The sequence below is a fragment of the Lentzea sp. NPDC051838 genome, from assembly GCF_040681245.1.
Lineage (GTDB): Bacteria > Actinomycetota > Actinomycetes > Mycobacteriales > Pseudonocardiaceae > Lentzea.
Genome location: NZ_JBFAYI010000005.1, coordinates 218400 through 241711, shown reverse-complemented (window position 1 = coordinate 241711; position 23312 = coordinate 218400). Strand labels below are relative to the sequence as shown.

Below are 23312 nucleotides of genomic sequence, written 5' to 3'. Positions count from 1 at the left end.
CCCACGACTCCTTCCAGACATGTCGAAGTCCGGGCAGAAAGTAGTACCGCCGTACTTTTCGCACATGTCCGACGAAGAGCTCCTGTCGTGGTACGCGGAGCTTCAGGCGCGGGCGATGAGCCCGCAGCCTGGGGACGTCGATTTCGATCACTCGCACCAGGCCGCCAAGCCGATGACCGTGGAAGAGCTGCGTCACCGGATCATGACCTTTCAGGGGTGGCCGGGCGGAATCTCCACGCTCGACGCCGGTTCGCCGTTCCACAACCTGTGGCACTGGCTCAGCGACTGACGCGGCGCGAGGTACTCCTCGCCCGCGTCATCGGCGCGCTGGTGGCCGCGTGTGTGCTCTTCGCCGTCGTGCACACAGCGGTCACCGGCGCGGTTTCGCATCCGCGGAACTGGTTGGTCGCGTTCGCCTGCACCCTGCTCGGGGTGCGGGTGATCGGCCACGTCCGCAGGTCGGCTGTCGGGTGGTTGCTACTGGTCATGGGGGTGTTCGGCGGGGTCGCTGTCGCGGTCGCCGGCCAGGCTCCCGATCACCCCGCCCGCTGGGTCGAGGCGTGGGTCTGGTGGCCCACCTACGCGTTGTTGCCCGCTGTGGCACTGGTTTTCCCCAACGGCAAACCGTTGAGCCCGCGCTGGTGGATCGCCATCGGCGCGTCGCTGTTCAGCGCTCTCGTTGGCACGCTTGGGATCGCGTGGGCTTCGTGGGGTGATCCCGTCACGTTCTGGCAGACGCCCGGTGGTGGGCTCGCCAAGACGATCACGTTGGTCGCCGTGCTCGCTGCGGGTGTTGCGGTCATCGCGGCCGTGGTGTCTTTGTTCTTGCGATGGCGGCGGGCGGAAGGCGACGAACGCCGTCTGCTCGTGTGGGCCGTCGCGTTGCTGGCGTTGGCCGTTGTCGCGACCGTCGTGGAGACCACCGACGGGCACGTCGCGTGGATCATCGGTGTGCTGGCGTTTCCGGCTGCCGCGGTGATCGCGATCGTTCGTTATGGCTTGTACGACATCAGCCTGCTCATCCACCGGTCGTTGCTCTACGGCTCGTTGACCGTCGTGCTGCTGCTGGTCTACCTCGGCGTGATGGTCGGCGCCGGCGAGTTGCTCACGAACGACGCCGAGGTCATCGGAGTCGTGGCCGCGGGACTGGTGTTCGCACCGATTCGCAGCTGGCTGCAACGCAAGCTCGACCGGTGGCTGTTCGGGCAGCGCGCTGATCCTTATAGCGCTTTGTCGACATTGAGCGAGAAGCTGGAACGCTCGCAGGACGTCCTCCCGACGGTGGCCGCCACGGTGGCCGAGTCGCTGAAGCTGCCGTACGTGGCGATTCGCGGTGGTTCGGTGCTGGCCGAACACGGGCGCAGTCGCGGGTGGCCGCAGCTGCGCTTCCCCATGACCTATCGGGGTTCTCTCGTCGGTGACCTCGTGGTCGAGCCGCGCGCACCCGACGAACGACTGAGTGATCGCGAGCTGTCGCTGCTCGTCGACCTCGCCCGTTCCACCGCCCCGGCCGCCCAGTCGATCAAGCTGACCGCCGATCTGCAGTTGGCGCGTGAACGGCTCGTGCGTGCGCGCGAAGAAGAACGGCTCAGGTTGAGGCGCGACCTGCACGACGGCGTCGGACCGGCGTTGGTCGGGATTCGCCTGCAGCTCAAGGCTTTGAAGCGGTCGTTGGGTGACGTCCTGGACCCGGTGCTCGGTGACGTCGACTCGACTGCGGGCGAGGTGCGCAGGCTCGTCGACGGCTTGCGGCCGCCGATCCTGGACCAGGGCTTGGCGCTGGCGGTGCGCGATGAGGCCGCGCGGTTCAACGGCGAGCTGACCGTCCGGGTCGAGGCAGAGGAGATCGACGGGCTGTCCGCGGCCGTCGAAGTCGCGGCCTACCGGATCGTCGCGGAGGCGTTGACCAACACTGCCCGCCACTCCGGGGCGTCGTCCTGCGTGATCACCGTGAGGACCGACGGCGACCTCGTGGTGGAGATCGTGGACGACGGGCGCGGGGTCGCGGCTGATGCTCGGCCCGGTGTCGGGCTCGATTCCATGCGCGAACGATGCGCCGAGCTGGGTGGATCGTGCACAGTGGGACCCGCGGAACCACATGGGACACGTGTGGTGGCGCGGATCCCGCTGGAGGCCCAATGACGCGCGTCGTTATCGCCGACGACCATCCGGTGTTCCGGCGCGGGCTGAAAGCGTTGCTGGACGGCGAGGACGGGCTAGCTGTCGTCGGCGAGGCCGCGGACGGCCTGGAAGCGGTGAAGGTCGTCCTCAACCTGGAACCGGACGTCGTCGTCATGGACCTCCACATGCCTCTTCTCGGTGGCGTCGAGGCCGCCAAGCAGATCCTGGAAGCGCTGCCGTCGTTGGGCGTCCTGGTGTTGACCATGCACGAGGACGACGAGCTGGTGTTCGCGGCGATGAAGGCCGGCGCCCGCGGCTACCTCGTCAAGACCACGGACGACGACGAGATCGTGCGCGCGGTGCAGGCCATCGGGGCCGGCGAGGCGATCTTCAGCGCCACCATCGCCCAACGCATGATGGGCTACTTCACCGCGATCTCGTCGTCCAAGGTGGTCGCGTTCCCGCAGCTCACCGACCGCGAACGCGACGTGCTGGAGCTGATGGCGTCCGGCCTCGACAACACCTCGATCGCGCACCGGCTCTCGTTGTCCGGCAAGACGGTCCGCAACCGCGTCTCCGCGATCTTCACCAAGCTCCAGGTGGCCGACCGCGCCCAGGCCATCGTCCGCGCCCGCGAGGCGGGACTCGGAAGTCCCTCCTAAGTCGGGACACCGGTCACCTGCCTCAGGGACAGCTCCCCCACTTCGATCGGCGTATCCGCCGAAATGCTCAGGGGGCAAGACGCATGGACATCACCTGGGACGTCGCACACGCGCGGCTCAGCCACGAACGAATGCTGCACATCGCCAAGGCGCTCATCTCGATGCGCCCCGAGACCGTCACGCTGGGCGGAGGGGAGCCGCTGAGCGTGCCGGGCCTGTTCGAGATCGTCGAACTGTTCCGCGCCGCCCGAATCGACGTCGTGCTGCGCACGTCAGGCAAGTCGCTGCACCCGTCGATGGTCCGCACGCTGCTCGTCTCGTGCGCGCGCATCGAGGTGTGCGCAATGGCGTTCACCCACGCACTGCACGCGTTGCACCTGCTCGACATCGGCGCCGCCAAGCTCGACCGGCACGCCGTCTTCGGCCTCGACGCCACCGGCATCCGCCGCGGCTTCGACCGGCTGGAGGAGTTCTGCGCCACCACGGCGTTCGAGCTGCCCCACCTCGGGTTCATCGGGTTCAGCGACACGATCGGCTCGGACCACGCGCAGTACCTGCAGTCGCTCGCCCCTCAGTCGGTCCGGGTGACCGTCGCGACCGCCAACACCTCGGTCGTCAGAGCGCGTTGATCAAGGCACGCCAGGAAGCCGTGGAGAACGCGAGAACGTCACCGCTCGCGTTCTTCGTGTCCCGCACGAGCACGTCCTGAGCCACCGACACCTCAACGCAACTGGCTGCAGAACCACCGTCGCTGTAGCTGCTCTTACGCCAGGTTCGTTCCGCCGTCATGTGCGTCCTCTCGAAGTCCGCTGACGTACTCCGCCAGCCGGCGCTTCGATTGTTCCGCATCCAGAGCGACGGCATCCAGCCGCTGGAAGAGCCTCTTGGTCCGTGCGACGGCGACGCTGTCCTGCGCCCACACCTGCACCGTGTCGGAGTCGTTGTAGACGACCGGAGCCGCCTTGCCGAACTCGTACAACGTGACCGGGGAGCGGAAGGCACTGACATTCGCGGGTACGACCCGGAGGATGTGGGTGTTGAAGAGAAGCCGCAGGTACTGCTCTTCGCGAAGACGCGCATCACCCAGCGGCAGTCGCAACGCCAGTTCGTGCACGTAGAACACGCAGTCCGGCCGATTGGGCCGCCGCATGATCATTTGCCGGTCCATGCGTGCCTGGACATGTGTCGCGATGTCTTCAGGTGCCTCGATGTGGGAGTCGACGAAGAGCTGCCGCGCGTAGTCCTGCGTCTGCAAGAGACCATGCACGGTCAGCACGTTGTAGGCGAAGATCGTCGTGGCTATCGCCTCCGTCATCGCGACTGTGCGCAGGTTGTCCGGGACCTGAGCGAAATACCGGTCGAAGGCGTTGTAGTAGCGGCTGCGGAACTCGTTGACGTAATCGATGTTCTTGCCGCACGTCGCCAGGTACTGGACGAGGTCGATCTCGCTCGCCCGCACCTTGCCGAGCTCGACGTCGGACACCTTGCTCGGGTCCCAACCGAGCTGGACGGCCATCCTGCGGCCGTTGAACTCGGTGCAGGACTCCCTCAGGCGGCGAAGTTCATCGCCGAGATCCCGGCTGTACGGGGTGGAGAGGATCGCGGTCATGCCCTCCGACGGTAGGGCTTGGATTCAATCCACGGAACGGGCTCATTCGGGTGAAAAAGAGCTAGAAAACGCCTCCCCTAGCTGCAAAAACGTCCTCGATGGACGCCATAGCGCCGATAGCGAGCCGCAGCAGCACACGTGCCTTACGGGGACATAGCCACCCGGCCATCACCGCGCCGCGCTTGATCAGATCCGACTCGGATCCGACGAAGCCGTAGGTGTTGCGGAACGTCGTGCCGGCGCCCGTCCGCGTCGCCACCACCACCGGGAACTGGGCGCGCGAGATCGCCTCGGCCATCCCAACCGACACGTGCCCGACGCCCGTTGCCGCGACGACCGCGCCTTTGACGTTGAGCCAGTCCAGGATGGAGCCGTCATCGTCCAAAGTGGCCTCGATGAGCGGGACGGCCGGTGCGTCCAACGGCCTTGTCAAAGCAGGGAGTTGGTAGGCAGGGTGGAAGTACTGCGGGGCGCCTTCGATGACGAGTCCGAGCGGCCCGGGGAACGACTCGAACGCGCTCGGCAGGCTGCTGTGCGCCTTGCGAACCCAGCGGGCGGCGTGCACCTCGTCGTTCAGCACCAGCAGGGAGCCGCGGCCACGGGAGTTCGGAGCTGAAGCCACGGCGACGGCGGCGGCGAGGTTCGCGGGGCCGTCGGGGCCGGGCAGTCCGGGGTGTCGCATCGCGCCGGTGACGACGACGGGTTCCTCGTGTGGCCAAAGGCAGTCGAAGAAGTAGGCGGTCTCTTCGAGGGTGTCGGTGCCCTGGATGATCACGACACCCACAGCACCCTGCGAGACCTGCTTGTCGGCCCAGTCGAAGGCCTCCAGCAGGGTGGTGAAGGTCAGCGAGGCGCCGGGGATCGTCGCCAGGGTGGCGATCTCGCCGACTTCCAGGCCACCGACCAGGTCTTTCGCGCCCAGGGTCGGTGCGACTCCCCCGGACCCCGTCATGGTGATCGTGCCGCCGAGCGAGGCCACCGCCACACGTGATTCCATGCACTCACCTTAGGGCTTCCCAGGTAGCGGAACGATTTGTGACTGATGGATCAGTCAGTGAGCATGGCGGGTGTGTCCCCCGTTGTGATCCGTTCTGCCGCCGACGTGAACGCGCTGGTCAACTCCGGTGCCGCGAGGGGCAGCAACGCCCGTGTGATCGTGTTCCTCGCGCTCGGCGGGATCTTCCTCGACGCGTACGACTTCAGCTCGCTCGCGTACGGGATGCGGGACATCACCGCGCAGTTCGGGTTGTCGCCGGTGTGGGCCGGGATCGTGAACGCCTCGATCATGGTCGGAGCGGTCGTGGGCGCGCTGTTCGGTGGCGTGCTGGTCGACCGGATCGGGCGCTACCGGGTGTTCATGGCGGACATGTTGTTCTTCGTCGTCGCGGCGGTCGGGTGTGCGTTGGCGCCCAACGAGTTCGTGCTGGTGTTCTTCCGGTTCCTGATGGGCATCGGCGTCGGCATGGACCTGCCGGTCGCGATGGCGTTCCTGGCCGAGTTCTCACGGCTGACCGGCCGGGGCAGCAAGGCGTCGCGCACCGCCGCGTGGGCGCCGGCGTGGTTCACCGCGACCTCGGCCTGCTACCTGATCATCCTCGGGCTCTACCAGCTGGTGCCGCACGAGCACCTGTGGCGGTTCACGGTCGGGTTCGGCGCGGTGCCGGCGATCGCGATCCTGTTGGTGCGCAAGAAGTACATGAACGAGTCGCCGTCGTGGGCCGCCTCGCAGGGTGATCTCGAAGGCGCGGCGCGGATTCTGCGCGAGTCGTACGGTGTGGACGCGGTCGCGGCGGAACCTGTTGTGGTGGCATCGAAACCGCGCGGGTCGTTCCGGCCGTTGTTCAACGCCCGGTACCGGCTGCGGACGACGTTGGCGCTGGCGGTCGCGTTGGCGCAGACGTTCGCCTACAACGCCGTCGCGTACGGGTTGCCGGTGATCATCGCGTCGTTCCTGGCGCAGGGGCCGCTGACCACGATCACGGCGTCACTGGTGCTGAACCTGGGCTTCGCGGTGACCGGCGGCCTGCTCGGCATCCGCTGGGCCGGGCGGGGTGCGTGGCAGATGACGGTGCTCGGGTTCACAGTGCAGCTGGCGTCGCTCGTCGTGCTCGCGGTGATCGGCAAGCCGACCGGGTCGCTGGCGTTGGCGGCGCTGTTGTCGTTGGGCGCCTTCCTGTTCGCGCAGGCGTGGGGGCCGGGCGCGCACTACATGACGTTCGCGTCGCTGAGCTATCCGACGTCGCTGCGAGGGGTCGGCGTCGGGTTCAACCAAGGTGTGTTGCGGGTCGGGTCGACGGTGTCGCTGTTCCTGTTCCCGGTGCTGGCGTCCTCGCTGGGCACCGGGGTGTTCTGGGTGATCGCAGCAGCGCCGGCGCTGGGACTGCTGGCGCTGCTGCTGATCCGCTGGGAACCCGTCGGCTACGACGTGGACACCGAAGACTCTCTTACTGCGTCCAGTACGTGATGTTGCGGAAGCGGGCCTCGGCACGTCCGCTGCCATGGTGGTAGACGCCGTTCTTGAAGTGCCGCGTCGCCTTGCCGCGGTCGTTCACGGTCGCCTTCAACACCCCGTTGGCGTACACCTTGATCTTGCCGGTGCCGCCCGCCACAGCGGAGTGCTCGACGCGGATGCGCACCCACGTGTTGTAGATGCCCGACGCAATGACGGTGCTCGTGTAGTACCGCAACGTGCCGCCGTTGGCGTTGGTGGCGTTGAGCATGAAGTCGGTGGCCGGGGTGCCGGGATCGCCGCCGCGCACGCGCAGGATCTGCATGACAGTCGGGCCGTTCACGCCACTCGGGACGTAGATCTCGCCTTCCCAGGCGTGCTGACCGCTGGAGTACTCCTGCTCCCAGCGCATCTCGGTGCGCGGGTCGGTGCTGCTGCCCTCGCTCATGGGCTCGTCGGTGTCGTAGACCCACATGGAGTGGACACCGTTCTCCAGCTTGTAGCGCGCGCTCTGCGGCAGGTTGTACGGCTTCTGGATCTTGTACGTGAACGGCGTCTTCGTCCACGCGGGAGCTGCCTGCGCGGGTGTCGCGAACAGGGCCACAGCAGGCAGGGCGAACAGGGAACGGCGGGGCAGGGTCACAGGAGCCTCCGGCCTCGGTTAGTGGTCTGGACCAGCATCACCACACCGGGCCCGGAGGTCGCAACGCCTGGGCTACACCGAAATTCCGCCCCCACGAAGGAAATCGTCGCGCGACGGCACGCCGAGCCGATCCATCTCGGCCACGCACACCCGAACCGCCTCTTCGGCGTCGTACGGGATGTTGGGCTCCAGGCGCCGGTTGTCCGCGACCGTGAACCGCCCGCCGTCGGTCGCTCGCACCCACGGGCCGGGCACCGGGTACTCGTCCGCGGTGGGGCGGAACCCCATCCAGTACAACGACCTGAACGGGAACATCGACCGCAGCCGCGGCTCCCGCATCGCCGCATCGACGAACTCGTGCAGTTCGTTCTTCTGGGCGCGTTTCAGCTGCCACGCGAGCTCGATCCGGTCACCCGACTCGAACGCGTCGGCGACGTCGACGAAGTCCGCGAACGGCCACGCGGCGGCCAGCTCTCGCGGGGTGGCGCCGCCCAGCCAGGTCGCGGCGGATCCCACGACCTCAGTCAGGTCGGTAGTGAGCAGGAAGCTCAGGTGCATCCCCCGCAGCTTGTGCCGCACGAGGAACTGACGCTCGCCAACCCTCGGCAGAACCTTCACCGCACGATCGTTCTTGGTCACGATGGCCACGAAACCGCCGAAGGCGCCAGGAGCGTCGAACATCTCGACCTCACCGCCGGGGCAGGCGGCCTCGAGCACAGACCTGAGGCCACCTGCGTCGACCAAGTCCTGGTACACGCCTTCCAAGCTACGTGGTCACTGGCGCCAGTAGGTGATGTTGCGGAAGCGGGCCTCCGCGCGGCCACTTCCGTGGTGGTAGACGCCGTTCTTGAAGTACCGCGTCGCCGGACCCTCGTCCTGGTGGGTCAGCTTCAACGCCCCGTTGTAGTAGGTCTTCACCGTGCCCCGGCCACCAGCCACCGCGGTGTGCTCGACGCGGATCTTGAACCACTTGTTGTAGATGCCGGTGGCGATGACCTGGTTGCTGTCCTTGCGCAGGGTGCCGCCGTTGATGTTGGCGACGTTGAGCATCACGTCGGTGGCGCGGGTGCCGTCCGGGCGGCTGCCGCGCAGGATCTGCACGACCGTCGGGCCGCTCACGCCGGCCGGGATGTAGATCTCGCCCTCCCAGGCGCGCGAACCGCTGGAGTACTCCTGGTTGAAGCGCATCTCGGTGCGCGGATCCGTTGGGCTGCCTTGGGTGTGGGGCTGGTCGTAGTCGTAGACCCACATCGTGTGCACGCCGCCGCTGAAGGTGTAGCGCGAGCTCAACGCCAGGTTGTACGGCTTCTGCATCGTGTAGGTGTACGGCGCCGAAACCCATTGGGCCGACGGCGGCTGAGCGAGGGCCTGAGCCGCCGGGGCCACGATCAGGGGTGTGGCCAGGGCGAGGGCCAGCACTGAACGGCGGGTGTGGAGTGCAGGGGTTTCCACGGTGAATCCCTCCAGCCTTCGATAAGTGGTCTGTACCACTTTGGGGTCGATGACCGGAGGGATCAATACCTGATTCAAGTTCCGGAACGAGATTCAGATAGGCGAACGGCTAGCGGGTCAAGCGGTACCTGGTGGACAGACCCGAAGTGCTGCACAGGGTGGTCCGCTCGGAGGTCGTGTACGTCCAGCCGCTGGGAACCGTGCACGCCCACAGGCCGACCGCGGGCGTCCGGAGCCGGTACCGGGGCGAGGATCCGCTGGTGCTGCACAGGGTGCTGGTGCTGACGGTGTCGTAGGTCATGCCCGACGGCAGGGTGCAGGCGGTGAGCATGTCGGCCGGGACGCGCAGGCGGTAGCGCGGGGCCGAACCCGAAGTGCTGCACTGGGTCGAGCGGTCGACGGTGTCGTAGCTGAAGCCGGACGGCAGGGTGCACGCGATGAGCAGCTCGACGGGCTTGCGCACGTAGTAGCGCGGCAGGGAACCGGAACCGCAGGTGTTCAGGACCCGTTCCACGCGGTCGTAGGTCTGGCCTGCCGGGACGCTGCACGCCCAGCCGTCGGCCGCCACGGCGGGAGTGGCCGCCGTGACCGCACCGATGGCGAGGCCGACGGCGAGCAGCAAACGGGACAGTCGTGAGGACATTCGAAGAGCTCCTTCGCAAACGGTGACCGCGTCTCACGAACGATCATTCGTGGCGCGCGGGCCCCGCACCTCAGACCAAAGTCGGAGCCGGGTCAGCCCAGTTCCGCGTCGTGCACGTAGCGGGCGACCTGCACCCTGTTGGTCGCGCCGAACTTCACGAACACGTTGCCCACGTGGGTCTTCACCGTCGCGAGTCCCATGTGGAGGGTGCGCGCGATCTCCTGGTTCGTCAGGCCGTCGCTGATCAACAGCGCGACGTCGCGTTCGCGGCCGGTGAGCGTCGCGACGAGGGCACGGGCTGTCTGTTGTCTCGTGTTCGGGCGGATCGCGGCGGCGATCACTCGGCTCGTGACCGCCGGAGACAGCGCGGGTTCGCCGGCCGCGACCCTGCGGACGGCCACGACGATGTCCTGCGGGGCGGTGTCCTTGAGCAGGAAACCGCTCGCACCCGCGCGCAGGGCGGCCAGCACCAGGTCGTCGGTGTCGAACGTCGTCAGCACCAGGATTCGTGAGGACACACCGCGTTCGCGCAGCCGGACGGTGGCGCGCAGGCCGTCCATCCTGGGCATCCTGATGTCCATCAGCACCACGTCCGGCACGTCGCGGACGGCGAGGTCCACCACTTCCTGGCCATCGCTCGCCTCACCGGCCACCAGCAGGTCGTCCGCTCCGCCGAGGACGGTGCGCAGCCCGGCGCGCACCTGTGGGTCGTCGTCGGCGACGAGGATTCTGATCAGGGCCACGGCAGGTCCGCCTTCACCTCGAAGATCTTGCCGCCGCGCGGGCCGGACGTGAGCGTGCCGCCTACCAGGAAGGCGCGTTCGGCGAGACCGAGCAGGCCAGTACCGGTGCCCTCGCCGACGGGAGCGGTGATCGGGTTGCGCACGCTCAGCCCGAGTCCGGTGCCCGCGCCGCCGGACACCCGGACGTCCACCTCGGCGCCCGGCGCGTGCTTGCGGGCGTTGGTCAGCGACTCCTGCACGATGCGGAAAGCGGTGCGCGACAACGTTTCCGGCACGTCCGTGAGCACGAGGCCGTGAGTGTGCACGGTGACGACGCCGCCCGCTTCCCGGACATCGGCGAGGAGCGCGGCGAGCTCGCCCAGAGTCGGTTGTGACGGCTCGTCGTCCGCGCGGAGCACGCCGAGCACCTCGCGCAGTTCGGTGAGGGCGAGGGTGGCGTTGCCGTGGATGACGGCGGCCGTCTCCGCCGCGTGCTCCCTCGTCAGGTCGGCGCGGTAGGTCAGCGCTCCGGCGTGCAGCGCGACGAGTGAGATCCGGTGGGCGAGGACGTCGTGCATCTCGCGTGCGATCCGGGTTCGTTCGGCCTCGCGGGCGGCTCTCGCAGCGGTCAACGCCCGTTCGCGCAACGCCTCCGTCAGGTCGCGGCGGGTGCCGACGTAGAACCCACCGGCGATGGCGGCGACGAACAGAGCCGAACCGAGCAACAGGTTGATGGCGACCGCGGAGGGCGTGACGTTCAGGCCGACGGCGTACGGCGCGTAGACGACGGTTCCCAGCAACAGCGACATGAACCACACCGCACCGGTGATCACGACCCAGGGCCAGCGCCGCCAGGTCGCCATCGTCGCGATGGCCACCAGTGCCGGACCGAAGCTCGCCACGGACACCGCGACCGGAGCGGCGGTGAGGCAGGCGATGGCGAGTGGGAACCGGTGGCGGGCCGGCAGCAGGGCGAGCGTGAAGACGCCCACCAGCACGTCGAGGGTCAGGGTCGTGACGATGACGTCCGGGAACCGCGTCATGTGCGGTGTGGTGGGCAGCCACGAGGCCATGGCACCCCAGACGAGGGCGCCACCCGCGGCCGCGGTGAGGTAGGTGCCGATGCGGCGGACGTCCTTTGCCTGCCACGAATCCGGCGGTGTCGAGGGCACCGGCACAGGCTACGGACCGGGGCAGGTCACCGGCTCCGACTTTCGGTGGAGGCCGGTGACCCGCGTCAGATCAGCGTCCGGCCGCGAGCTCGTCGAACGTCGGGAACTTCGTGGCGATGTCGCTGCCGGTGAAGTTGCCGATCCAGCCGTCGTCGTCGTGGAAGAACCGGATCGACACGTAGTCCGGCGTCGTGCCCATGTCGAACCAGTGCGTCGTGTTCGCCGGGACGCTCAGCAGGTCGCCCGCCTCGCAGAACACCGCGTACACCTTGTCGCCGATGTGCAGGTAGAAAACGCCTGCGCCACGGGCGAAGTAGCGGTCCTCGTCGTCGTCGTGGGTGTGCTCGGCGAGGAACTTGTTGCGGAACTCGACGGCCTTCGCGCGGTACTCGTCCGTGTCGGCCGGAGTCATCTCCATCGCGTCGACGTAGCCGTAGCCCTCGGTCTCGCTGACGCGGGCGATGTCGGCTTCGAAGACCTGCAGGGCGTTCTCGGCGGTGACACCGTCCACAACGGACCAGCGACTGAAGCGCACGCCGTGCTCCTTGAGCGCGGTGGCGATCTCCTCGGCGTCGGTGGTGCGGAGGACGGTCTCCTCGGGGCCGGAGTCCGGCCACACCGTCAGCAGCGTCATGAGTGCCTCCCCGTAAAGATGTCTCGCGTCTCCACCTTGAAGCGCAGCAACCACTCCAGGCATTCCAGGCGGTGCCTCGCCTGCATCAGGTCGTCGCCCCACACGTACACGCCGTGCCGGGCGACGAGCAGGGCCGGAACGCCCGGATCGAAGCCCTTTTCGAACGCGTCGCCGAGCTCGACCATGTCCTGCGAGTTCCCGACGACCGGGACGACGACCTCTTCGTGCGCCTGCCGTCCGAAACCCTTGAGCATTTCCAGGTCCTGCAGGACAACGCCGTCCGGCCAGTGCTCGGCGGCGACGACCGTGGCCAGCGCGTGGACGTGCACGACGGCACCCGCGCCCGCGACGCGCGCGATCCTGGCGTGCAGGCCGGCTTCGGCGGACGGGATCTTGTCGCTGTCGACCGCGGTGCCGTCGGCGTCGATCACCACGCTGTCGTCCGCGGTGATCTCGCCCTTGTCGACGCCGCTGACCGTGACCGCGAGCCGCAGCGGATCACGTTGCAGGACAACGGAGAGGTTGCCGCTCGTGCCGCGCATCCAGCCCAGCTGGGCGTAGCGGACGCACTCGCGGGCGAGCTCCGCCGTCACGAGAGTTCCCAGACCGTCGGGTGGGGCGTGAAGTCGGCGTTGCCGTACGGCTCGCCGGCGCGCGCGACGCCGACCGTCTTCCAGCCCGCTTCCTGCGCGGCGTGCAGCTCGGCCGGAACGTCGCTGTAGAAGGTGATGTCGTCGGACTGCAGCGTCTCCGCGATCTTGTGGTACGACGCGGCTTCGCGCTTCGGGCCCGCGTTGACCGTGTCGAAGTGGTGCTCCAGCAACGGGGTCAGGTCGCCGTCGGTGGTGTGCTGGAAGAAGGCGATCTGGCCGGCGACCGAGCCGCTGGAGAAGATCGCGAGCTTCACACCGTCGCCGTGCCACTTGCGGATCGCCGGGACGACGTCCGGGAAGAACTCCGCCACGAGGTCGCCCTGCGCGTAGCCCTGCTGCCAGATGAGGCCCTGCAACGTCTTGAGGGGCGTGACCTTCTGGTCCGCGTCCATCCAGTCGTGCAGTGCTTTGACAACGTCGTCGTGGCCCGACAGCTCCTTGATCTGCTTCACGGCGTCCGCGACCACCGGGTCGTCACCGTGCTGCTCGATCCACGGCCCGAGCCGCGGGCGGGCGTAGTCGTACAGGACGACCAGCACCTGGTCCGTCGCGCTCAGCGTGCCCTCGATGTCGAGCACGACCCACTTGCTCACCGCTGTTCTCCCTCGTAGTACTTGTCCAGCTCGCCGGCGTCGTACACCCCTTTGTCCGTCACCACGTTCGTGACGAACCTCGGTGGCGTCACGTCGAACGCCGGGTACAGCCCTTTGACCCGTGGTGTGGCACTGGGTCTGCCGAGGACCTGCAACACCTCGGCGCCGTCGCGGTGCTCGATCGGCACGTCCTGTGCTGTCGGGGCCTGCCGGTCCGGTGCCTGCACCAGGGCGTGAAACGGTACGCCGAACGCGTGCGCGGCCACGGCCAACCCCAGTGTGCCGACCTTGTTGACGACGTGCCCGTCCATGGTGACCCGATCCGCCGCGGTCACCAATGCGTCTATTTCGCCAGATTGCAGGACAGCCGCGCCCATGCCGTCCGTGATGAGCGTGGTGTCGACGCCCATCTCGATCAACGTCTCGGCGGTGAGCCGGGCTCCCTGCAGGTAGGGCCTGGTCTCCGTGCAGAAGAACCGGAGCTGCTTGCCCTGCTGCTGTGCCGCCCTGACCGTTTCGGTCAGGTAGAGGTCGGCCCAGCAGTGGGTGAGGACGGTGGCTTGCCGCGGCAGCAGGTTCGCCGTGTGCTCGCCCAACGCCTGGCTCTTCGCGCGGTACCTGCGGTCGCCTTCTTCGGCGCCTTGCAGTGCTTTGGCGATGTCCTGTTCGGCGTCGACCGCGTCGAGGACGATCTTGGTCGCCTTGCGCAGGGCGTTGTTGGTGCGCCTGGTGTTTTCGAGCTCGTGCGCCGTTTTGGCGAGCTCCGCGCGGGCCTGGTCGAACGGCAGGTGTTCGAGGCTGCGCGCCTTGAGCACCATGCCGTAGAGCACCGCGAAGTACGGGCCCGAGGACTGGGTGACCATGTCCTCGATGGCCCGCGCGACGTCCTCGGCCGTGCGGCAGAGCACCCAGTTGCGTTCGAACGGGAACTCGCGGCGGTCGAGGATCAGCACACCGTCTTCGGTGAGCCTGACCGAGTCGGCGAGAACCGGCTGCATCAGCTGTACCCGGTGTAGGCGGGGCGCGCGCCGGTGAGGAAGTGCTCGCCGACCTCGCGGGCCTTGTAGACGACCGGGTCGTGCAGCGTGAGCGTGCGGGCGTTGCGCCAGAAGCGGTCGACGCCGTACTTCGCCGCCGTGCCGCGCGCGCCGACCTGCTCGAAGATCCGGCTGGTGACCTCGTTGACGAGTTTGGTGCTGACGACCTTGGCCTCGGAGATCGTGACCGCGACCTCGCCGCGCTTGGCCGGCGTCAGGTGGCGGCCGAGTTCGGTGGCTTCGTGGAGCTGCCTGGCGGCTTCGTCCGCGAGCAGGCCCGCCGCCTTGGTCTGGGACACCATCTCGCCGTACGCCGCGACGATGTACGGGTCCTCGGTCGCCGCTTCGACGCCGCTGACGAACCACGGCCGCGTCTTGGTGCGGGTGTAGTCGGCGGCTTCCTGGAGCGCGCCTTCCGCGATGGCGACGTAGAGCTGGGCGAGCACGAGCTGGAAGCCGATGGCGGCGAGGCTGATCCGAGGGTCCTCGTTGGCGGGCTGGACGCCGAGGATCTCGGTGACTTCGACGTTCTCGAAGCTGACGCCGCCGGACGCGGTCAGCTTCTGGCCGATGTTGTCCCAGTCGTCCAGGTAGGTGATTCCGTCGGCTTTGCCGTCGAGCAGGAAGGTGAGCTTCTCGCCGTTGTCCGTGCGGGTGGCGCTGACCACGATCCGGTCTGCCTGTGAGGCGCCGGTGGCGAACGTCTTGCGGCCGTTGAGGACGAAACCCGTTTGGGCAGGCGTGAGTTCGAGCGCCGCGTCGAGAGGGTTGCTGACGCCGGCCCAGAACTGGTCATCGGCCTTGCCGAACGGGACGTCGAACAGGCCGCTGCGCCAGATCTGCAGGTAGTGGTACCCGAGGAGGTGTCCGACGTTGGCGTCGGCGGTCCCGATGATCCTGTTCACCTTCTGCTGGGTGGCCCAGTCCTGGACGTTCAGCAGGCCGCTCTGCCGGAGCAGTTCCACCTCTTTGGTGGGTGGCTGGTTGGCCCGGTCCCTGTCCGCCGCGTCGGACCTGAGCGTCGCCGCCACCTCGTGCGCGACGTCCAGCCAGTTCGTCATCCCTGCTCCTCTCGGTGGTACCCGGTTCAACTTACTTCGTCACACCACCGGGCTAACCACGATGTGAGAGAGACCGTCCGCTGGCAGACTGCCCGCGCACCCCGCTCGACGGGGACTTGAACGCTAGGGAGCAATCGGTATGGCGCAGGGCACCGTGAAGTGGTTCAACGGCGAGAAGGGCTTCGGATTCATCGCGCAGGACGGCGGCGGTCCGGACGTGTTCGTGCACTACTCGCAGATCGAGGGTCAGGGCTTCAAGTCGCTGGAGGAGAAGCAGCGCGTGGAGTTCGAGATCGGCCAGGGTCAGAAGGGACCACAGGCGCAGGCCGTCCGCGCCATCTGAGTTGTTTCCTGGAGGCCCGCTCTGTCTACGGCAGGGCGGGCTTCTTTTGTGCCCAGACGGATTTTCTTGCCACCGCGGTGATGGCGAGGGTCAGCGTGAGAACGAGTGCGCCGCCATCGGTGATGAGCGACGGCAGCATGCCCACGACGCCGAATTCTTCCTTGACTGCGGTCCACATCTCCGGCGGGACCATCTTGATCCCGGCCGCCTGGGTGGCGTTGACCGCGATCACGACCCAGAAGAGCCAGGCGCGCGGCTTGCCTTTGAGGGCAAGGATGCCGATCGCGTTGCCGACGACGTAGACGCACCCCACTGCTCGGAACGCAGTGAGGAAGCCTGGCTGCGGCTCCGCTCCGGCCAGCTCGAACATCCGCTGCAACGTCTGCTCGTTGATGATCACGAACGCGTGCAGCGCGGTGCCGATCGTGAAGACGACCGACGCGATCCCGGTGATCTTGAGAAGCCTGTCCCCCATGCACCCGATCTTCTCGGTTGCCGTGGACGTCCGACTCCGGGATGCCCCTGAAACGGCCCCTGACCTGGCCTTCCAAAATTGTCAGACCTGTCTGTCATCGTGAGGTCACACAGAGTTCCATTGGAGGCCGATGATGATCGAGAGGCTGCCGTGCACTCCACTTCATTCCGCCCTGAACGCCAAGGTCCGGCAACTCGCCCGCTGGACGCTGCGCGATCCGCGGGAGGTGAACCTCGAGGTGAACCGCCGGATCGGGGTGCGGACCCGCCGCACGGCCACCGACCCCCAGCTTCGAGCAGCCCTGCGCTACGTCCAGGAACGCCTGAACCTCGCCCTGTCCGGGAGGCGCGGTGACGGCACGGCCCCAGTGCACTCGACTGCGCAAGACCGGTCGCCGCTGTAGGCAGCACTCCGCCGACTGGGGCGAGCCCGACCCGGACGACCCGGTCCCGAACCCGCTGGCGTGCTGGACCCATCTAACCTCGCACGAACGCGAGATCGCGCTGGCCAACAGAGAACGGCGCAACCGGTCCGCCGAACCACCACGCCGGTGGAAACCTCGCCGTCCTGCCGAGGCGCCGTCCCACGACCTTCGGAAATCACTCCACAAAGCGGCCTACGTGCTGGCGATCGAGACCAGGCGCCACCCCGGGTCCGTCAACCGGGAGCTCAACGACCTGATGGGCGTTGAACGTCGTCGCGAGGCAACCAGAGATCAGCTGCGCGAAGCGCTCGACTACGCGGGCGATCGACTACGCGCCTTGGGAAAGCGCTACGGCACCCTGAAACCGGCGGAGTCCGGCCGCGAGGAGTTCGACTTCACCTCGGGAGGCGATCCACCGTTCTGAGACGAGAGGCTTCGGCCCACTGCCCCACCCATACCCGTCGAAGCGGGCGCCGCGACCCGTCGACCGCGACGCCTCCACTTCTCGCCGCGGGAATCGACGTCCGTGAGGGCGCAAAGCGCCCGAACCCGCGGGGGTCTGGGGGTCGCCCCCCAGAAGACACTCCGGCCGACCCGGCGAAGCGCGCAGCGCGAGCAGGGTCCGCCTGAGGGCGGTGGCAACCGAGGGAGTCGAACCCTGCGCGGCTTGTGAAGGCGGCGCCCAGAACCGGCCCGAACCCTTCGGCTGGGCGACGGCTGCCGTGGAGTTGTACTACCTGTGAAGAGGAGCCAACGTTGCGTGGGATACCCACAGTGTTAAACGTCCAAACGCTTGAGGACGTTTCATGTTTCACTCGAGTGGGTGACCCTGGTCACCGTGCGATACCTCCCTGCCGTCGCAGCCCTGCTGCTACTTCCCCTGGTGCCCACCGCCGCCAACGCGGCTCCGTCGGGCACGTACTACATCACCAGTGTCGGCACCGGCCTCAACGTCGCCCAGAGCGGCAGTGGACTGGCACTGCACCGCCCCAAGGGCAACGAGGACCACCAGCAATGGCGACTGAGCGACGGGAGGTTCGAGAACACCGACTCGCCGGGCCAGTGCATCACCCGCCAGCTCACCATGGGTTCGTGTTCACAAGGGGATACGGTTCACGAGCCCAAACAGTTCGGTGATCAATGGGAATTCTTCAGCCTCGGCGGCCAGACCCGTTGGTACCTGACGCCCGTGGCCAATCAGACGGACCCGATGCCGGCTGATCCGCGGCTCGACCAGATGACGTTCCTGACCGCCCACAACGCCTACGCGAACGGCGTGGACGGCGGGTTCGCGCCGCCGTTCGTCAACCTCGCCAAGAACCAGACGCGCGGCATCGTGCAGCAACTCGGTGACGGCGTCCGGGGCTTCATGCTGGACATCCACCAGACGCCCGACGGCGCGATCCTGTGCCACAACAGCTGCACGTTCGTCAGCAAGCCGGTGGCGCTCAACGTCGACCTCCAGCGAATCGTGGATTTCCTGCGCAACAACCGCAGCGAGATCATCACGGTCTTCCTGGAGGACTACGTGGACGCGAACACGATCCGCGCCGAGCTCCGCAAGGTCCAGGGTCTCAACGACGTCCTCTACCGAGCGGAAGGCGTGCAGCAGAACGGATGGCCGACCCGCAGCCAGCTCCAGGCGGCCGACAAGCGGCTCATCATCTTCACCGACCACGGCAGGGACGGCCGCGAGGACTCGGGCGTGCTCTACCAGAAGGACTGGACGGTCGAGAACTACTGGTCCATGGGCGGCGGCCTCGGCAGCTCCGACTGGTCCTGTTACAGCCGATGGGATGAAAAACCGCTCACGGCGACGGGCAACTTCCAGCCGTTGTTCGTGATGAACCACTTCCGCGACATCCCGTTCACGAGCACGGCCACGACGGACAACAGCAAGCTCGCGAACCGCGCGCAGCAGTTCTGTCAGCCCGCGGCCAGGAAGAAGCCCAACTACCTGTCAGTTGATCTCTATCACCTCGGCAACGCGGCGGCAGCCGTGCAACAGCTCAACCAATACGTATATAGGCCGTAGCCCAAATCGTGGGAGTTGTACGCTCCGCGCATGGCCTCGATCCTGTTCACGCGCGGAGCGCCCTCTCTCGACATCATCGACCAGGAAGGCCTGCGCGACGCGGCGCAGAAAGCCTTCACGGACGACCCCGGCGGCACCTTCGCGTACGGCACGAGCGTGGGCTACGTGCCGTTGCGCGCCTGGCTCGCGGAGCAGCACGGTGTCGAGCCGGAGCAGGTGCTCGTCACCAACGGTTCGATGCAGGCCGACGCGTTCCTGTTCGAGCTGCTCGTCGGTGAGGGCGACGACGTGGTGGTCGAGGCTCCGACCTACGACCGCACGCTGCTGAACCTGCGTCAGCGCGGCGCCAAGGTCCACGCGATCGAGCTGGAGACCGACGGCATCAACGTCGACGCGCTCGAGAAGCTGCTGGAGAGCGGTGTGCGGCCGAAGCTCGCGCACATCATCCCGAACTTCCACAACCCGGCTGGCTACACGCTGTCCGAGGCGAAGCGCGCGCGGCTGCTGGAGCTCTCGGCGCAGTACGACTTCGTGCTGTTCGAGGACGACCCGTACGTCAAGGTGCGGTTCGAGGGCGAGCCGCTGCCGACGATGCTGTCGCAGGACAAGAACGACAAGGTCGTCTACGCGTCGTCGTTCTCCAAGACGATGGCGCCCGGCATCCGCTGCGGTTACCTGGTGGGCCCGAAGGCGACCATCAAGGCCGTCCAGGACATCGCGACCACCACGTACATCTCGCCGAACATGGTGGCGCAGTCGATCGTGAACTCGTACTGCCGCTCGGGTCGTCTCGACGAGTCGGTCGTCAACGTCCGCACCGCGCTGCGCGCCCGTCGCGACGCCCTCGTGGCCGCGCTGAAGCGTGAGCTGCCGGAGGCTGTCTTCACGGCGCCGCAGGGTGGCTACTTCATGTGGGTCGAGCTGCCGGGCGTGTCGATCGACAAGCTGTTCCCGGTCGCCAAGGAGCACGGCGTCGAGTTCGTGAAGGGCGCGGACTTCCTGCTGGAGGGCGGCGACAACGAGATGCGCCTCGCGTTCTCGGGTGTCACGCCGGAGCAGATCGACGAGGGCATCACGCGTCTCGCCGCGGCGGTTCGCTCGCTCTGAAGCACCTAGAAAGTGGCAGTTACTGTCAGAACTTCTGGCAGTAACTGCCACTTCGCGCTACCGTGGCCTCGTGGAGACGCTCACCACGCGCGCCGCGAAGGATCTGCGCACCCGCCTCGCCCTCCAGGAGGCGGCCATCACCCTGTGCCTCGACCAGGGTTTCGCCGCCACGTCGACCAGGGCGATCGCCGACCGCGCGGGGGTTTCCGAACGGACGCTGTTCCGCACGTTCGGCACCAAGGCCGCGATCTTCTGGTACGACGCGTTCCTCAGCCGGGTCGTCCGCGCACTCAGGCCGCAAACGGATCCCGTTGCCGCGCTGGCCGAAGCGGTGCGGACGGCCATCGAGACGATCACCCCGGAGCAGTGGGCCTTGGAGCTCGGCCGCCGCGCGGTGATCCTCAAAGAACCTGATCTCATCGCCACCGGCACGCAGGAGCTGAACGCCGGCGCCGCGCAGATCGCCACGATCTTGACGCCACCACTGGCGTCCCCGGCGCAGGCCTTCGACCTGGTGCTCTTCGCCCGGTTCGCGGTGGCGGGCATGGGTGTCGTGCCGATCCACGCGGACACGACACCGCACGGCTGGGGCGCGGAACTGGAACGCGTCGTGCACAAGGCCGCCCATGGCGCGTTGGAGCGGGTATGAAGCTGCCGAACCTCATCACCGACCCGAACACGTTGGCGGGCCTCAGCCACGACGAGGCGGAGTGGGCACCGGCGGGCATCCCCTACGCCGCCTACCGTCCGCAGTCCACAGAGGACGTTCAGGACGCGGTGAAGTTCGCCGCCGCCAACAACATCCCGATCGTGCCGCGCGGTGCGGGAACCGGGCTGTCCGGCGGTGCCAACGCCACCGACGGCTGCCTGGTTCTCGACCTCAGCCGGATGAACCGGATCATCGAGATCGACAGCGAAAACCTCCTCGCCGTCGTGCAGCCGGGCGTGGTGAACGACGACCTCAAGAAAGCCGTTGCCGCACAAGGACTCTGGTACCCACCGGACCCGGCCAGTTCGCCGTGGTCGACGATCGGCGGCAACGTCGCCACCAACGCGGGCGGCCTGTGCTGCCTCAAGTACGGCGTGACGCGCGACTACGTGCTCGGGCTCGAAGTCGTGATGGGCGGCCCCGTCGAGTACGGCACCGCGGTGAGGCTCGGCAGGCGCACCAACAAGGGTGTCGCGGGCTACGACCTGACCAGCCTGCTCGTCGGCTCCGAGGGCACGCTCGGCGTCGTCACCGAGATCACCCTGCGCCTGCGTCCGGCTCAACGCCCGGCGGACACCGTCGTCGGCGCGTTCGGAAGCCTCGTCGACGCAGGTCAAGCCGTTGCACTGAGCACTCGCCGAGGTCTGCAGCCCGCCGCGCTGGAGCTGATCGACCGCGCGTGCCTGCAGGCTGTCGAAGACTGGAAGCACCTCGGCATCGAGCCCGACACCGAAGCCATGCTGCTGGCCCGCGCCGAGACGCCGGAGGACGCCGAGGGGCTGACAGCAGCCTTCACCGACGCGGGCGCCGTGTGGACCGAACGCTCCACGGACTCGGCGGAAGCAGAAGCGTTGTTCGCCGCGCGCCGCCTCACCTACCCGGCCCTGGAACGCCTCGGCCCGCTGCTCACCGAGGACGTGTGCGTGCCCCGGTCGGCAGTTCCGGCCATGCTCGCCCGCATCGAGGAGATCGGCTTGAAGCACGGCGTCCGGATCGCCACCATCGCGCACGCGGGCGACGGCAACCTGCACCCGTTGCTGATCACGCCACCGGGCGACGACAACGCGCGCATCGCCGCGCAAGCAGCGTTCGAGGACATCATCACCGAGGCGCTCGCACTGGGTGGCACCGTCACCGGCGAGCACGGCGTGGGCCTGCTCAAGCGCGACGGCATGATCCGCGAGCTCGGCCCGGACGTGTGCGCGATCCAGCAGTCGGTCAAGCGCACCCTCGACCCGTTGAACCTCTTCAACCCCGGCAAGGCTTAGGAGTCCGCGCATGCTCGTTCCAGTAGACGGCGGCGACCTGGCTGTCGAAGTCCACGACGGCGACACCCCGCCCGTGCTCGCGATCCACGGCGTCAGCGGCAGCCGCAAGCTGTGGAACTGGGTCGCCGCCCACCACTTCTCGCTCATCGCCCCCGACCTGCGCGGACGCGGCGACAGCGTCGAGGTCCCCGGCTCCGGCATCAGCCAGCACGCCGACGACATGCTGCGCGTGCTGGACGCACTGAACCTCGACGCAGTGACAGTGTGCGGCATGTCGATGGGCGCCTACGTGGCCGTGGACCTCGCCGTGCGCTATCCAGACCGAGTGCGCGCGCTCGTGCTCGTGGACGGCGGCTTCCCCATGCCGGCTCACGCGTCCCTCACCGAGGAAACCCTCGCCGCCGCCTTCGCCCCGCAGCTCGCCGCCCGCGAACGCACCTGGACCGTCGACGAGTACCTGACCGTCCAGGCCGCGGTGAACCCGCTGATCGACGCCACCGACCCGCTGATCCGCGAGTACTTCGCCCACGACCTGACCCCGGACGGCCACCTCAGGCTCCCCGGCGGGACCCTGATCGCCGACGCCACCGACGTCGTCTTCGGCACCTCCCGCTGGCGCGAACTGACCGTGCCGACCTGGTTCGCGCACGCGGAGTGGAGCACCGGCCCCGACACTCCCCCGGCCTACACCGTGGAGCAGGCAGCAGCGTTCCGCGCGGAGCTCCCGGTGCTGCACGAACCCGTGCTGATCAACGAAGTCGACCACGGCGGCACGGTGATGACCAGGGCCGGCGCAGCCGTCGTCGGCGAGGTGCTCGCGGAGGCCCTGAAGTGATCGACCGTCTCGTAGGCGACTGGTTCGTGGTGGCCACGACGTTCCCGATGTGGACGTCGGGCAGGCGCACCCACCCGCGCTTCCACTACGAGCCTCTGCCGGGCGATCGGATGCGCGACGTCGTGAGCTACCGCGACAGCAAGGGCCGCGAGAAGACCATCGAGGGCGTGGACGTGCAGCTCGCGCCCGGCCGGTTCCGGTGGCGCGGAAAGGGGGCGCTGGCCCTGTTCACCAGCACGTGGCAGGTGGAGGAGCTGCACGACGACTGGGGCCTGATCACGTTCACGAAGTCGCTGGTCACGCCCGCGGGAGCAGACATCATCGCCCGCACGCCCGAGGTTCCGAAGCTGCCCGACGGTTTCACGCCGATCAGCCACGTCTGAGCGATCGGCAATCCAGCCCGCGTGAAGATTGAGGCAAGGCCGACCTGCTGATTCTTTCTCGTTGAATCCGGTTGCTTCTGGACGCCATTCAGCCTTAAGACGGTCCGAAAGTGGATCACTTCGGTTCCTCGGGTCACGCACAAACAGCGTTCGTGGAACCGCTGCGCACGACCGGCGACCAAAAGGCAATCACGATCGGAGCAACCTTCGAAGATCGACATAGCCTCGGCCACAGGCAAAGGTTGCGCCGCATAGAGGTCGCGCGAGGTGTCAATCCATGGC

At 67.7% G+C, this 23312-nt stretch carries 29 protein-coding genes; 14 read left to right on the top strand and 15 right to left on the bottom strand.

Annotation, left to right across the window (positions count from 1 at the left end):
• Positions 1–64 precede the first annotated feature (64 nt).
• The 4 genes from AB0M24_RS14790 to AB0M24_RS14775 all read left to right on the top strand — a co-directional run bounded on the left by AB0M24_RS14790 (position 65) and on the right by AB0M24_RS14775 (position 3412).
• Positions 65–289: a hypothetical protein gene (locus AB0M24_RS14790; RefSeq protein WP_363766377.1), complete on the top strand. Its 225-nt coding sequence runs from the start codon at positions 65–67 to the stop codon at positions 287–289.
• Positions 268–2142, top strand: a complete 1875-nt coding sequence (locus AB0M24_RS14785) for an ATP-binding protein (protein ID WP_363766374.1) — start codon at positions 268–270, stop codon at positions 2140–2142. Before AB0M24_RS14790 ends, AB0M24_RS14785 begins: the two co-directional genes overlap by 22 nt.
• Positions 2139–2783, top strand: a complete 645-nt coding sequence (locus AB0M24_RS14780; RefSeq protein WP_363766371.1) for a response regulator transcription factor — start codon at positions 2139–2141, stop codon at positions 2781–2783. Before AB0M24_RS14785 ends, AB0M24_RS14780 begins: the two co-directional genes overlap by 4 nt.
• An 83-nt stretch (positions 2784–2866) precedes the next feature.
• Positions 2867–3412, top strand: a complete 546-nt coding sequence (locus AB0M24_RS14775; protein ID WP_363766368.1) for a radical SAM protein — start codon at positions 2867–2869, stop codon at positions 3410–3412.
• Here AB0M24_RS14775 and AB0M24_RS14770 read toward each other — a convergent pair.
• The 3 genes from AB0M24_RS14770 to AB0M24_RS14760 form a co-directional block, all read right to left on the bottom strand.
• The gene (locus AB0M24_RS14770; protein WP_363766365.1) at positions 3399–3497 is read right to left on the bottom strand and encodes a DUF397 domain-containing protein; all 99 of its coding nucleotides are present in this window, start codon (positions 3495–3497) and stop codon (positions 3399–3401) included. The genes AB0M24_RS14775 and AB0M24_RS14770 overlap by 14 nt on opposite strands.
• A gap of 49 nt (positions 3498–3546) precedes the next feature.
• On the bottom strand, positions 3547–4392 hold the full coding sequence (locus AB0M24_RS14765; RefSeq protein WP_363766362.1) for a helix-turn-helix transcriptional regulator: 846 nt from the start codon (positions 4390–4392) through the stop codon (positions 3547–3549).
• 61 nt (positions 4393–4453) lie between these two features.
• Positions 4454–5389, bottom strand: a complete 936-nt coding sequence (locus AB0M24_RS14760; RefSeq protein WP_363766359.1) for an asparaginase — start codon at positions 5387–5389, stop codon at positions 4454–4456.
• Positions 5390–5452: 63 nt separating this feature from the next.
• On the opposite strand from AB0M24_RS14760, the gene AB0M24_RS14755 reads away from it, so the two are divergent.
• On the top strand, positions 5453–6856 hold the full coding sequence (locus tag AB0M24_RS14755; protein WP_363767098.1) for an MFS transporter: 1404 nt from the start codon (positions 5453–5455) through the stop codon (positions 6854–6856).
• Here the strand turns inward: AB0M24_RS14755 and AB0M24_RS14750 are convergent.
• From AB0M24_RS14750 to AB0M24_RS14700, 11 genes are all read right to left on the bottom strand, one after another.
• The gene (locus AB0M24_RS14750; protein ID WP_363766356.1) at positions 6837–7484 is read right to left on the bottom strand and encodes a hypothetical protein; all 648 of its coding nucleotides are present in this window, start codon (positions 7482–7484) and stop codon (positions 6837–6839) included. The genes AB0M24_RS14755 and AB0M24_RS14750 overlap by 20 nt on opposite strands.
• A gap of 72 nt (positions 7485–7556) precedes the next feature.
• Positions 7557–8240 (bottom strand): DUF6193 family natural product biosynthesis protein, encoded by a 684-nt coding sequence (locus tag AB0M24_RS14745; protein WP_363766353.1) that lies wholly within the window; start codon positions 8238–8240, stop codon positions 7557–7559.
• An 18-nt stretch (positions 8241–8258) separates the two neighbouring features.
• Positions 8259–8936, bottom strand: a complete 678-nt coding sequence (locus AB0M24_RS14740; RefSeq protein ID WP_363766350.1) for a polysaccharide lyase family 7 protein — start codon at positions 8934–8936, stop codon at positions 8259–8261.
• Positions 8937–9045: 109 nt separating this feature from the next.
• Positions 9046–9579: a hypothetical protein gene (locus AB0M24_RS14735; protein ID WP_363766348.1), complete on the bottom strand. Its 534-nt coding sequence runs from the start codon at positions 9577–9579 to the stop codon at positions 9046–9048.
• 92 nt (positions 9580–9671) lie between these two features.
• Positions 9672–10322, bottom strand: a complete 651-nt coding sequence (locus AB0M24_RS14730; RefSeq protein WP_363766345.1) for a response regulator transcription factor — start codon at positions 10320–10322, stop codon at positions 9672–9674.
• Positions 10313–11473: a histidine kinase gene (locus AB0M24_RS14725; protein ID WP_363766342.1), complete on the bottom strand. Its 1161-nt coding sequence runs from the start codon at positions 11471–11473 to the stop codon at positions 10313–10315. The genes AB0M24_RS14730 and AB0M24_RS14725 overlap by 10 nt, the downstream gene beginning before the upstream one ends.
• A gap of 70 nt (positions 11474–11543) precedes the next feature.
• Positions 11544–12107, bottom strand: coding sequence for a cupin (locus tag AB0M24_RS14720; protein ID WP_363766339.1), 564 nt, complete (start codon positions 12105–12107; stop codon positions 11544–11546).
• Positions 12104–12700, bottom strand: a complete 597-nt coding sequence (gene mtnB / locus AB0M24_RS14715) for a methylthioribulose 1-phosphate dehydratase (RefSeq protein ID WP_363766336.1) — start codon at positions 12698–12700, stop codon at positions 12104–12106. The genes AB0M24_RS14720 and mtnB overlap by 4 nt, the downstream gene beginning before the upstream one ends.
• On the bottom strand, positions 12697–13353 hold the full coding sequence (gene mtnC, locus AB0M24_RS14710) for an acireductone synthase (RefSeq protein WP_363766333.1): 657 nt from the start codon (positions 13351–13353) through the stop codon (positions 12697–12699). The genes mtnB and mtnC overlap by 4 nt, the downstream gene beginning before the upstream one ends.
• The gene (locus AB0M24_RS14705; RefSeq protein WP_363766330.1) at positions 13350–14351 is read right to left on the bottom strand and encodes a s-methyl-5-thioribose-1-phosphate isomerase; all 1002 of its coding nucleotides are present in this window, start codon (positions 14349–14351) and stop codon (positions 13350–13352) included. The genes mtnC and AB0M24_RS14705 overlap by 4 nt, the downstream gene beginning before the upstream one ends.
• The gene (locus tag AB0M24_RS14700; protein WP_363766327.1) at positions 14351–15451 is read right to left on the bottom strand and encodes an acyl-CoA dehydrogenase family protein; all 1101 of its coding nucleotides are present in this window, start codon (positions 15449–15451) and stop codon (positions 14351–14353) included. The genes AB0M24_RS14705 and AB0M24_RS14700 overlap by 1 nt, the downstream gene beginning before the upstream one ends.
• A gap of 139 nt (positions 15452–15590) precedes the next feature.
• Here AB0M24_RS14700 and AB0M24_RS14695 point away from each other — a divergent pair, with 139 nt between their 5' ends.
• Positions 15591–15794 (top strand): cold-shock protein, encoded by a 204-nt coding sequence (locus tag AB0M24_RS14695; protein ID WP_363766324.1) that lies wholly within the window; start codon positions 15591–15593, stop codon positions 15792–15794.
• Between the two features lie 25 nt (positions 15795–15819).
• Here AB0M24_RS14695 and AB0M24_RS14690 read toward each other — a convergent pair whose 3' ends face one another.
• Positions 15820–16269: a hypothetical protein gene (locus AB0M24_RS14690; protein WP_363766321.1), complete on the bottom strand. Its 450-nt coding sequence runs from the start codon at positions 16267–16269 to the stop codon at positions 15820–15822.
• A gap of 130 nt (positions 16270–16399) precedes the next feature.
• On the opposite strand from AB0M24_RS14690, the gene AB0M24_RS14685 reads away from it, so the two are divergent.
• The 8 genes from AB0M24_RS14685 to AB0M24_RS14650 all read left to right on the top strand — a co-directional run bounded on the left by AB0M24_RS14685 (position 16400) and on the right by AB0M24_RS14650 (position 23030).
• Positions 16400–16672 (top strand): hypothetical protein, encoded by a 273-nt coding sequence (locus AB0M24_RS14685; protein WP_363766318.1) that lies wholly within the window; start codon positions 16400–16402, stop codon positions 16670–16672.
• On the top strand, positions 16620–17117 hold the full coding sequence (locus tag AB0M24_RS14680) for a hypothetical protein (RefSeq protein WP_363766316.1): 498 nt from the start codon (positions 16620–16622) through the stop codon (positions 17115–17117). Before AB0M24_RS14685 ends, AB0M24_RS14680 begins: the two co-directional genes overlap by 53 nt.
• Before the next feature lie 414 nt (positions 17118–17531).
• The gene (locus AB0M24_RS14675; protein WP_363766313.1) at positions 17532–18728 is read left to right on the top strand and encodes a PI-PLC domain-containing protein; all 1197 of its coding nucleotides are present in this window, start codon (positions 17532–17534) and stop codon (positions 18726–18728) included.
• Between the two features lie 30 nt (positions 18729–18758).
• Positions 18759–19835 carry a PLP-dependent aminotransferase family protein gene (locus AB0M24_RS14670; protein WP_363766310.1) on the top strand — a complete coding sequence of 359 codons (1077 nt, stop codon included), beginning with the start codon at positions 18759–18761 and terminating at the stop codon, positions 19833–19835.
• 70 nt (positions 19836–19905) lie between these two features.
• The gene (locus tag AB0M24_RS14665; protein ID WP_363766307.1) at positions 19906–20484 is read left to right on the top strand and encodes a helix-turn-helix domain-containing protein; all 579 of its coding nucleotides are present in this window, start codon (positions 19906–19908) and stop codon (positions 20482–20484) included.
• Entirely contained in the window at positions 20481–21812 is a 1332-nt protein-coding gene (locus tag AB0M24_RS14660) for an FAD-linked oxidase C-terminal domain-containing protein (RefSeq protein ID WP_363766304.1), read from the top strand. Before AB0M24_RS14665 ends, AB0M24_RS14660 begins: the two co-directional genes overlap by 4 nt.
• Positions 21813–21822: 10 nt before the next feature.
• Positions 21823–22647, top strand: coding sequence for an alpha/beta hydrolase (locus tag AB0M24_RS14655; protein ID WP_363766301.1), 825 nt, complete (start codon positions 21823–21825; stop codon positions 22645–22647).
• Positions 22644–23030, top strand: a complete 387-nt coding sequence (locus tag AB0M24_RS14650) for a hypothetical protein (protein ID WP_363766298.1) — start codon at positions 22644–22646, stop codon at positions 23028–23030. Before AB0M24_RS14655 ends, AB0M24_RS14650 begins: the two co-directional genes overlap by 4 nt.
• Positions 23031–23312: the final 282 nt, after the last annotated feature.